The sequence below is a fragment of the Streptomyces sp. NRRL S-1813 genome, assembly GCF_000719605.1.
Classification (GTDB): Bacteria; Actinomycetota; Actinomycetes; order Streptomycetales; family Streptomycetaceae; genus Streptomyces; species Streptomyces decoyicus.
Genome location: NZ_JOHB01000114.1, coordinates 1 through 228 on the forward strand (window position 1 = coordinate 1; position 228 = coordinate 228).

Consider the following 228-nt stretch of genomic DNA (forward strand, 5'->3'; position numbering starts at 1 on the left):
CGAACGCGTCCTAACCGACAACGGCTCCTGTTACCGATCCAAGCTGTTCGGCCAGACCTTGAGCGTCGCTGGCATCGTCCACAAACGCACCCGACCGTAGCGCCCGCAGACGAACGGCAAGGTCGAACACCTGAACCGCACGCTGCTCGACGAATGGGCGTACGTGCGCCCGTACTCCAGCAACGCCGAGCGCACCGCAGCTCTCGTGGAGTTCCTCCACACCTACAA

General features: G+C 63.2%; 1 pseudogene. It reads left to right on the forward strand.

The features are described 5' to 3' along the window. Window positions 1-228, forward strand: a pseudogene (locus tag IF67_RS42720) (integrase core domain-containing protein); the annotation flags it as partial.